This is a genomic window from Salinisphaera sp. (assembly GCF_035690525.1).
Taxonomy (GTDB): domain Bacteria; phylum Pseudomonadota; class Gammaproteobacteria; order Nevskiales; family Salinisphaeraceae; genus Salinisphaera.
Genome location: NZ_DASSKM010000012.1, coordinates 1 through 9,833, shown reverse-complemented (window position 1 = coordinate 9,833; position 9,833 = coordinate 1). Strand labels below are relative to the sequence as shown.

The following is a 9,833-nucleotide window of genomic DNA, read 5'->3' as shown; positions in this document are numbered from 1 at the left end:
CAGCAGCGCGACGCCCGTTACCAGCGCATGCTGGCGGTGCTGCGCGACGAAACCGCGGTCTCGGCCGACGGCGTGCGCGTGGCCATGCTCGCCAATGTGGAGCTACCCGGCGATGCGGTCGAGGCCGGTGCCGTGGGCGCCGAGGGCGTCGGGCTGTACCGCACCGAGTTCCTGTTCATGAATCGCGAGGATTCGCCCGGCGAGGAAGAACAATTCGAGATCTACCGTCAGGTCGTGGCTTCGATCGACGGCCCGGTGACCATCCGCACCCTGGACGCCGGCGCCGACAAGAGTCTCGGCCGGTCGGACAAGATCTCGCCCAACCCGGCGCTCGGACTGCGCGCGATCCGGCTGTGTTTGAAGGAAACCGCCATGTTCCGCACCCAGCTACGCGCGCTGCTGCGCGCCTCGGCCGAGGGCGAGATGCGCATCATGCTGCCGATGATCTCCACCGTGGCCGAAATGCGCCAGACCCGGCACCTGATCGGCGAGGTCGCCGCCGAACTTGACGGCCAAGGCCTCGCCTACGATCCGGCGCTGCCCGTCGGCGCCATGATCGAAGTGCCGGCCGCCGCCCTGGCGGCGCCGACGCTGGCGCGCCACTGCGATTTCTTCTCGCTGGGCACCAACGATCTGATCCAGTACACCCTGGCCATCGATCGTATCGACGACGAGATCAACTATCTCTACGATCCGCTGCACCCGGCGGTGCTGAACCTGATCCGTATGACCATCGACGCCGGGCGCGCCGCGGGCATCGGGGTATCGATGTGCGGCGAGATGGCGTCCGACAAACGCTATACGGCGCTGCTGCTCGGCCTCGGCCTGACCGAATTCTCCATGCATCCGGCCAGCGTGCTGGAGGTCAAGCGCGCGGTGATGGGCGCGGACGTGGCCCGGCTGCGCCGGCGCACCGCGGAGATTCTCGCACTGACCGACGCCCACACCTACCGCGAGGCGCTCGCCGGGTTGACGCGCGAGAACGCCGAGTAGCGAACCACGCCGGCCGGTCGGCTGTCGCTGGCCGAAGCGAGCTGTCGTCGCGGTTTTGAAGAGCGCATCGCCGCGCCGCGAACGGCTGAAAAAATCGCCGTTTTTCGCTATGTTGTAGCCATTCCCCGCCGCCCCGCCGAGGCCCGTCGCATGAGCGAGCCCGCCACCAAGATGGACACCCTCGAAGAGCGCCTGACGTCGCTCGACGCCGCCCTCGAATCGGGCCGGATGCGCCGGCTCAAACCGATGCTCGCGTCGCTGTCGCCGGCCGAGATCGCGCTGCTGCTGGAATCGATACCGCGCGCCAAGCGCGAGGTGGTCTGGGCGTTGGTGCCCGAGGAAGACCACGGCGAGACGTTGTTGCATGTCAACGACGAGGTACGCGCCGAACTGATCGACAGCCTGGACCGCGAGGCCCTGCTCGCGGCCACCGAAGGCATGCCGATCGACGATCTGGCCGATCTGATCGAGGATCTGCCCGAGCAGGTCACGCGCGAAATGCTGCACTCGATGGACGTGCAGAATCGCGAGCGGCTCAAGGTCGTCATGGCCTATGCGCCGGACTCCGCCGGCGGCCTGATGAACAACGACACGGTCACCGTGCGCCCGGATGTTTCGCTCGATGTGGTCGCGCGCTATCTCAAGCAACGCGCGTCGCTGCCCGACGATACCGAGTCGTTGTTCGTGGTCTCGCGCTACGGCCGTTATCTCGGCATGTTATCGCTGGCCAAGCTGGTCACCCTCGATCCCGAGCGCGATGTCTCGGAAGTGATGAACACCGACATCGACGGGCTGGCCGTGGACATGCCGGCCGCCCAGGTCGCCAAGCGCTTTCGGGATCTCGACCTGATCTCGGCGCCGGTGGTCGACCCCGACGGGCTGCTGCTCGGCCGTATCACCATCGACGATGTGGTCGACGTGATCCGCGACGAGGCCGAACACAGCATCATGAGCCTGGCCGGCCTGGACGAGGAAGAAGACGTGTTCGCGCCGATCGCCCGTAGCGCGCGCCGCCGCGCGATTTGGCTCGGCGCCAACCTGGCGACCGCCTTCCTGGCCGCCCAGGTGGTCGGCCTGTTCTCGAACGCGCTGTCGCAGATCGTCGCGTTGGCCGTGCTCATGCCCATCGTCGCGAGCATGGGCGGCATCGGCGGCTCGCAGACTCTTACATTGATGATCCGCGGGCTGTCGCTGGGCCAGATCGGTTTCGCCAACGCCCGCGCCCTACTCGCCAAGGAGGTGGCGGTGGCGCTGATCAACGGCATCCTCTGGGGCGTCGTCATCGGCGGCATCGCCCTGGTCTGGTTTCACCAGTTCGGGCTGGCGGTGATCATGGCCGGGGCCCTGATCGTCAACCAGCTCAACGCCGCGGTCACCGGGGTCGCGATACCGTTGGCGATGAAGAAGATGGGTATCGACCCGGCGCTTGCCGGCTCGGTGGTGTTGACCACCTTCACCGACGTCGTCGGCTTCGGCGCCTTCCTCGGCTTCGGCACGCTATTTTTACTGCACTAACTTCAAAGACGAATACATGCAAACAGGAAAGAAAGGCTTATACCAACCCTCATAAAGATTGATCGATTTTCATGAAGCCAGAATTCGTCCGCAAATGAACGCCAACAAACGCAAATGAAAGCGAGAAAAGCGTATACGCATGTCTTATTTGCGTGCATTTGCGTTATTTTCGGACTGTTTTGACCGGTAGGCCATTGCTTTTACAGGTTGGTATTATCCGCAGATTACGCAGAAAGACACAGATTAAAGATAAATACGCTTTGTTTCTTTCGTCTTATCTGCATTCATCTACGTAATCTGCGGAAGGTCTTGTCTTTATGGTTCTAGCTCAAAGACGCTTCGACCGCTATCAGGACCCGGCGATCGTCATCCGGTCGATCACCACCGAGGGCGTGCGCAGGGCGCTCTGGTATTCCACGTCGTTGCCCAGCGCGGCGATGCCGGTGAGCATGTCGGCGAGATTGCCGGCGACGGTGGCGTTTTCCACCGGATAGGCGAGTTCGCCGTTTTCGACCCACCAGCCGGCGGCGCCGCGCGAATAGTCGCCGTTGACGAGGTTCACGCCCTGGCCCATCAGCTCGGTCACCACCAGGCCGCGGCCCATGCCGGCGACGAGCGCGTTGAAATCCTGGTCGCCCGGCGCCACGTCGACGTTGAACACGCCGCCGGCGTTGCCGGTCGTCGTTAGCCCCAGCCGACGCGCCGAATAGGCCGACAGCAGGTACGAGCGCAGCACCCCATCGGCGACCAGGTCGCGCTCGCCGGTGGCCACGCCGTCGTCGTCGAATCCGGCGCTCGCCAGCCCGTGACGGCGATGCGGAACCTGACGCAACGTGAGCCCGGACGCGGCAATGCGCCGGTCGAGCTTGTCCTTGAGGAAACTGGCGTTGCGATACAGCGCGCCGCCGCTGATCGCGCCGAACAGGTGGCTCCACAGGCTGCGCGCCACGCGCGGCGTGAACAGTACCGGTGCGCTCACGGTCGGCGCGGCCCGGGCGCCAAGGCGCGCCAGGGCGCGTTCGGCGGCCAGGGCGCCGATCTCGGCCGGGGCGAACAGCGTCTCGGCGCGCCGTGCCTGCGAGAACGCGATCTCGCGCTGCATGCGGCCCTCGCGGTCGCGCGCGATCGCGGTACAGGAGATCGCGTGCCGGCTCGCCTGCTCGATCCCGATGAAACCGTGGCTGTTACCGTAAGCGCTGATCGCATCCTGACTGGCGACGGTCGCGCCCTCGGTCTGCGCGATGCGCGCATCGGCGTCCAGCGCGGCCGCCTCGACCGTCAGCGCCAGGTCCTGAGCCGCCTCGGATGTGAGCGCCCACGGGTTGTACAGCGCCAGTTCCGGCGACTCGCCGGCCATCAGTTCGGCATCCGCCAGACCGGCATATTCGTCGGCTTCGGTAAAACGCGCGATGGTCAGTGCCTGATCGAGCGCCGCGGCCAGCCCGGCCGGCGTCAGATCGGTGGTCGAGGCGCTGCCGGTAGCCTGGCCGCGATAGCCGGCCCGATAGACAGCCCGATAAACTGTAATAGCGGCCGAACGATCGCCTTCGTATTCCAACGACTCGCGCGCCCGGTCGCGCACAGAGACCGAGCGCGCGCGCGAGGCCGACAGGCTGGCCTCGGCGGCATCCGCGCCGGCGGCCGCCGCACGCGCAAGCATCGTGGTCAATGCTGCACGCAGTTCGTCTGCGTTCGGCAGTTCGCGGGTGTCGGCGTCGGTGGTTTGGCTCATGCAGGCTCTGCGGTGCAAACAAACCGCCAAAATAGCCGCCGGACGATAATGGGTGCAATAAGCGCGTGTTGCACTCAACGGGTATGCTGAGGCGATGCCAAGGGGCGATCCTCACAACGAGACGACGACGCTGCGTCGTCTGCTCGGCGTACTGCTGCGGCCGCGCTCGATCAACGGTCTGGTCCTGGCCAGCTTTGCCGTGGTCGCCACGCCGCTGATGGTCGCGATCGTGGCCAGCGTGGTCTACGTGAACCAGCTCAACACCCAGAGCGAGCGGCTGGTGATGCAGGGCGTGGCGGTCACCCGTGACAGCAAGCGCCTGAACAGCCTGCTGATCGGCATGGAACGCAGCGCCCGCCAGTATCGCGTGCTCGGCGACCCGGAGCTGCTGCGCCGCTTCCGGTCGCAGGCCGAGGAATTCGAAGACGAGCTGATAGCGCTGGCGGGACTGCATCTGGACACGGTGCCGAGTTGGAATCTGTCATCGCTGCGCCGGACGGTGGCCGGTCTGGCGCGGCAATTGGGCACCGGCCGCCGGCAGACCGATCAGGTGATCACCGCGCTGAACGCGGTCCGGCGCGCGACCGAGGCGATCGCCGATCAGGGCACCCGGTTCGTCGATCAGGAACTCGACCGTTTGCAGCGCACCGCCCGTCATGCACGCCTGTTTCTGCTGGTCTGCGCGTTCGCGCTCATTCCCGCGGCGGTCGCGCTCGGGTTGTTTTTGACGTTCGTGATCACGCGGCCGCTGCGCCAGATTCTGGCCGCGGTCGGCCATCTCGGCACCGGCGATTTTTCCCGGCCGGTGTCGATCGTCGCGCCCGCGGCCGAACTCGACCGCCTGGGCGAACGGCTGGATTGGATGCGCCGGCGTCTGGCCACCCTCGACCAGGAAAAACAGCAGTTCATCCGGCATATGTCGCACGAACTCAAGACACCTCTGGCCAGTATTCGCGAAGGCACGGAGCTGCTGGCCGACGGCTCGGTCGGACGGCTCACGGACGCGCAGCGCGAAGTCGCCACGATCCTGCAGACCAACAGCCAGGATCTGGCGACGCTGATCGACAATCTGCTGAATTCCGCCGCCTGGCAACAGCAGCGCGCGCGGCTGGAATACGCCGAGTTCGACCTCGCCGCGCTGATCGAGCGTATAGTGCAACGTCAGAAACTCGCGATCGAGGCACACGGATTGCGAGTCAAGCGGCCGCTCGGCCCGATCCTTCTGACCGCGGATGCCGACCGGCTGCATCTGATCGTGGATAATCTGTTGGCCAACGCGGTCAAGTATTCGCCGCCCGGCGGCATTATCCGCATGGAGGTTGAACAAGGCCCGAGCGGGGGGACGGATCTTTATGTATCGGATGACGGGCCGGGCGTGGCACCGGCCGAACGCGAACGTATCTTCGAAGCCTTCGTACGCGGCAGCAGTACGCCCGGGGGCAGATCGGCGGTCAAGGGCAGCGGCATCGGCCTGTCCGTGGTCCGCGATTGCGTCGAAGCCCACGGCGGGCGCGCCGAAGTCGTCGGGCGCGGCGACCGGGACAGCGTCTTTCATGTGCATATTCCACCGCAGAATGCACAAGTCTGACCGACGCGCCCGCGCGGGCCTGGCAATCGCGCTGGCGATCGCGGCGGCGCTAGCGGTCGGGATCGCCGGTTGCGCCCACGAAAAAACCGCGCCGCCCACGCCGCCGATGCCGGCCGAACTTTCGGCGCCGGCGCTGACCCTGCTCGGTTACGCTCGGCGGCTGGCGCGCACCACGCCCGAGGGCCGCGAGGCCGCGGTCCGCGCGGCGCGCAAGCAAGTACGCAAAACCCCCGGCGCGATCAGCTATGCCTATCTGGCGCTCGCGCTCGGTTCGCCGCATCAACGGCTGTACACGCCGGACGGCGCGGCGCGCTACGCCAAACTCGCGCTCGAAACCGAGCCGGCGCCGTGGGATCCGGACGCGCGTCAATATCTCGGCGATTATGCGCGGCTCTACGGCGAATTGACTCAGACTCGCGAGGCCGCCGAGAACGAAGACAGCCATACCGAGCGGCATATCGCCGAACTCAAGAAACGCCTGTCCAGCGAAGACAGCTACACCGAGCGGCGCATCGCCGAACTCGAGAAGCGCCTGTTTATGGCACGAAAGAAACTCAACGCGCTGTCGAACATCGAGGATCGCCTGGACAACGTCGAGGATCATCCGTGAGCGCGCACCGCAAAGGCCGGCTGTTACTAGTCGACGACGACCCCAGCCTGCGGCGCCTGATGACCATCCGCCTCGAAGGCGCCGGGCATACCGTGACCAGTGTGGAAAGCGCCGATCGTGCGCTCGAGCTACTACCGGACTTCGGCGCCGAATGCGTGATCACCGATTTACGTATGGACGGCATGGACGGCCTCGCTCTGCTCGAGCGCCTGTCGAGTCATCACCCCAACGTGCCGGTGATCGTGATCACCGCGCACGGCACGATTCCGGAAGCGGTATCGGCCACCCAGGCCGGGGCGCTGGATTTCCTGGCCAAGCCGGTCGACAAGGACACACTGCTGGCCCGAGTCGACCAGGCGCTCGCCCAGGGCGGCCTGCCGACGCGCGACTGGGAGCGCATCTGGCAGGCCCGGATCGTGACCCGCTCGCCGCTGATGCGCGAACGCCTGTCCGAGGCGCGCATGGTCGCCGAGACCGATTCCAGCATCCTGATCACCGGCGAATCGGGCACCGGCAAGGAAGTCATGGCGCGCGTCATGCACGAGGCAAGCCCGCGCGCGCGACGTGCTTTCGTCGCGCTCAACTGCGGGGCGATGCCCGAGCAACTGCTGGAATCGGAGTTGTTCGGCCACGAGAAAGGCGCTTTCACCGACGCCAAGACCGCCCAGCCCGGCCTGTTCCGCTCGGCCGAGGGCGGCACCCTCTTCCTCGACGAAATCGGCGACATGCCGCTCGCGCTGCAAGTCAAATTGCTGCGCGTGCTGCAGGAGCGCGAGGTTCGTCCGGTCGGCGGGCAGTACAGCGTGCCGGTCGATGTCCGCGTGATTTCCGCCACCCATCGCAATCTCGACACCGCGCTGCAAGCGGGCGGCTTCCGCGAGGATCTCTACTATCGGCTTGCCGTGGTCAGTCTGGCGCTGCCCGCGCTGGCCGAGCGCGCCGAGGATATCGCGCCGCTGGTGCGTCATTTTCTCGAACGCCTGGCGCGTCGTTCCGGTCGTCGTTCCAAGGTCTATGCGCCCGAGGCGATGGAACGACTGACCGCGTACAGCTGGCCCGGCAATATTCGGCAGCTATCCAACGTCATTGAACACAATGTCGCCTTGACCCGCGGCCCGGTCGTCGGCCGCGCGGCGGTCGACAAAGCGCTTGCGCAGCACGGCGATCCGAACGCCTCCACATCGAGCATTCGTCCATTGGCCCAGGCGCGCGACGAGTTCGTCCGCGATTATCTGGTGCAATTGCTGCGCATCACCGAAGGCAACGTCGCCCGCAGCGCGCGGCTGGCCCAGCGCAACCGCACCGAGTTCTACAAACTGCTCTCCCGCCACGCCATCGACCCGAGCGAATACAAGCGTTAACGCCTGTTGCCCGCAGGCGACAAAGGATTATCGCGTTCACGGCCGACCTGTCGCCCTATAACGACATAACTAGCGGTTAATGATCAGAGAGTTATAAGGCCAAAAATATTTCCGTCGCCGATCGGCGACGCTTTTTACGATGGCCTGACGCTGTGCGCGGAGCACTTTGGCGACGATCTTTCCGAATACGCCTTAATTAATTGTTTTAGAATGCAAAACCATTCTTTGGCACGGCGATTGCTTTAATGCGGATAGGTATTGTTCATAGACCGAACCGTGGCGGCAGCGCTGACAGCGAAATTCGCGCATGGGTGCGAACGGCGACGGCAAGGTTACGAAGAAGGAGTTTGCCCAATACAAGCGACACATGAAGCGGCGGCAGCATCGGATCGACGCCGGCGGTTTATGACGCTTGTAAAGAGTTCGCGTGAGTTGCGCGATCTGGTTTCGCTTGGTCGGGCCGGTCTCCCGGTCCCCCCCCCTCGTGCCTCGGCGTAACGGCCCGGCCAGAGCGATCCATACCAGAACGATCCAGGCGATCGACAACGCAACGCTCGCACCTGTTTCGCCGGTCGGGTCGGAGTTTCTCCCGGTCCCCCCTCGTGCCTCGGCGTAGCCCGGCCCGATCCGGCGATTATCATCAAATTTATTATTATCAAAATTTATTTTGGCAACGCGGTATGCCACCACGTTAGCGACCACATCCGAAGCCGCCGTCAGGCGGCTTTTTTATCCGTGCGCGTCAGGCGTAGGCATACGGCCCGCCGCGCTCCAAAGCGCGGCGATAAGCCGGTCGGGCCTGGATACGCTCGACGAACTCTCGCAGTTTGGGACACCGCCGGCCGGCGCCGGCGCGTGCCACGGCGGCCTCGATCGGAAAACTGAGCATGATGTCGGCGGCCGTGAACGCATCGCCGACGAACCACTCGTGGCTGCGCAGTTCGTTTTCGAGATAATCGAAATGCAGCTGCTGCTGCGGCCGTATGAATTTCTTTTTGACTTGGCCCGAGATCGCCTTGGCCACCGGACGCGCCAATAGCGGCGCCTTCTTCTCCACCGTGTCGAAGACCCGTTGCAACAGCAGCGGCGGCATCAGCGAGCCTTCCGCGTAGTGCAGCCAATACGCATAACGCAGATGGTCTTCGCTGCCCGGCGCGGGCGCGAGCCGTCCATCGCCGTGCTCGCGCACGATATAGTCGATGATCAGGCCGGTTTCGGCCACCGTCCGGGTCGCATCGCTGATCACCGGCGACTTGCCGAGCGGATGCACGCGCTTGAGCGTGTCGGGCGCGAGCCCGGTCTCGGGATCGCGCGCATAGCGTTCGACCCGGTACTCGATCTCCAGTTCTTCGAGCAGCCAAAGCACCCGCTGCGAGCGCGAGTCTTCCAGATGATGGACCGTGATCATGGCCGACTTCGTGATGATGACGTCTCCAACCATAACCCGCCGGCAGCGCTACGTCAGCCGGCCGCGCGCCGGCCACCGCCCGGCCCGGGGCCGACCGGGGGTTTCCAGACGTTGCGGATCGCCTGTCGGCCGCGTTCGGGAAAACCGCCGGCGAAACGTAGCCGCGCCGCACGGCCTCGGCCCTTGCATTCGATCGTGCCGCGCTCGATGGCGTGCAGGCGCACGATATCGGCCACCGCGGCCACGAATCCGGCCGGCGCCCGGCCGGCGCAGGTGGTCACGCGGCCGTCGGGTTCAACAGCGAGACGGTAATTGAGTCGGAATCGGTCGAGCACGTCTTGGCCTGGCGGTCATGGCCTGTCAGAGTCTCGACATGAGCCAATCATCATGCAAGTCGCAATCCTCGGCCGCGCCCGCCGTACGGGTTGACAAGTGGCTCTGGGCGGCCCGTTTTTTCAAGACCCGCAACCTGGCCTCGACCGCGGTCAAGGGCGGCAAGGTCGAAATCGACGGGCACAAGGCCAAGCCGAGCGCGGCGCTACGCGCCGGTCAGCGCCTCCGCATGACCAAGGGCGAGATGGTGTTCGAAGTCGATATCGAGGCTGTTTCCGAGCAGCGTGGCCCGG

At 65.4% G+C, this 9,833-nt stretch carries 9 protein-coding genes; 6 read left to right on the top strand and 3 right to left on the bottom strand.

The features are described from left to right. Together VFJ08_RS00865 and mgtE are read left to right on the top strand one after the other, a co-directional pair. On the top strand, nucleotides 1-993 hold a 993-nt coding region (locus tag VFJ08_RS00865), incomplete at its 5' end, for a phosphoenolpyruvate--protein phosphotransferase (protein WP_324994184.1). Nucleotides 994-1,143: 150 nt separating this feature from the next. Next, nucleotides 1,144-2,508: a magnesium transporter gene (gene mgtE / locus VFJ08_RS00860; RefSeq protein WP_324994182.1), complete on the top strand. Its 1,365-nt coding sequence runs from the start codon at nucleotides 1,144-1,146 to the stop codon at nucleotides 2,506-2,508. 349 nt (nucleotides 2,509-2,857) lie between these two features. On the opposite strand, the gene pmbA is transcribed toward mgtE, so the two are convergent. Continuing rightward, on the bottom strand, nucleotides 2,858-4,240 hold the full coding sequence (gene pmbA / locus VFJ08_RS00855; RefSeq protein ID WP_324994180.1) for a metalloprotease PmbA: 1,383 nt from the start codon (nucleotides 4,238-4,240) through the stop codon (nucleotides 2,858-2,860). A gap of 94 nt (nucleotides 4,241-4,334) precedes the next feature. Between pmbA and VFJ08_RS00850 the strand changes: the two genes are divergently transcribed. The 3 genes from VFJ08_RS00850 to VFJ08_RS00840 are packed head-to-tail and all read left to right on the top strand — an operon-like array spanning nucleotide 4,335 to nucleotide 7,799. Next, complete coding sequence (locus VFJ08_RS00850) at nucleotides 4,335-5,828, top strand: HAMP domain-containing sensor histidine kinase (RefSeq protein WP_324994178.1); 1,494 nt, start codon at nucleotides 4,335-4,337, stop codon at nucleotides 5,826-5,828. After that, entirely contained in the window at nucleotides 5,815-6,438 is a 624-nt protein-coding gene (locus VFJ08_RS00845) for a hypothetical protein (RefSeq protein WP_324994175.1), read from the top strand. The genes VFJ08_RS00850 and VFJ08_RS00845 overlap by 14 nt, the downstream gene beginning before the upstream one ends. Continuing rightward, a complete protein-coding gene (locus tag VFJ08_RS00840) occupies nucleotides 6,435-7,799 on the top strand; it encodes a sigma 54-interacting transcriptional regulator (RefSeq protein ID WP_324994173.1) in 1,365 nt (454 codons plus the stop codon). The genes VFJ08_RS00845 and VFJ08_RS00840 overlap by 4 nt, the downstream gene beginning before the upstream one ends. A 742-nt stretch (nucleotides 7,800-8,541) precedes the next feature. On the opposite strand, the gene VFJ08_RS00835 is transcribed toward VFJ08_RS00840, so the two are convergent. Further along, nucleotides 8,542-9,207: a glutathione S-transferase N-terminal domain-containing protein gene (locus VFJ08_RS00835; protein ID WP_349256924.1), complete on the bottom strand. Its 666-nt coding sequence runs from the start codon at nucleotides 9,205-9,207 to the stop codon at nucleotides 8,542-8,544. 53 nt (nucleotides 9,208-9,260) lie between these two features. Further along, nucleotides 9,261-9,542, bottom strand: coding sequence for a DUF3634 family protein (locus VFJ08_RS00830; RefSeq protein ID WP_324994169.1), 282 nt, complete (start codon nucleotides 9,540-9,542; stop codon nucleotides 9,261-9,263). 38 nt (nucleotides 9,543-9,580) lie between these two features. On the opposite strand from VFJ08_RS00830, the gene VFJ08_RS00825 reads away from it, so the two are divergent. Then, the coding region (locus VFJ08_RS00825; RefSeq protein ID WP_324994167.1) for an RNA-binding S4 domain-containing protein at nucleotides 9,581-9,833 on the top strand (253 nt) is incomplete at its 3' end.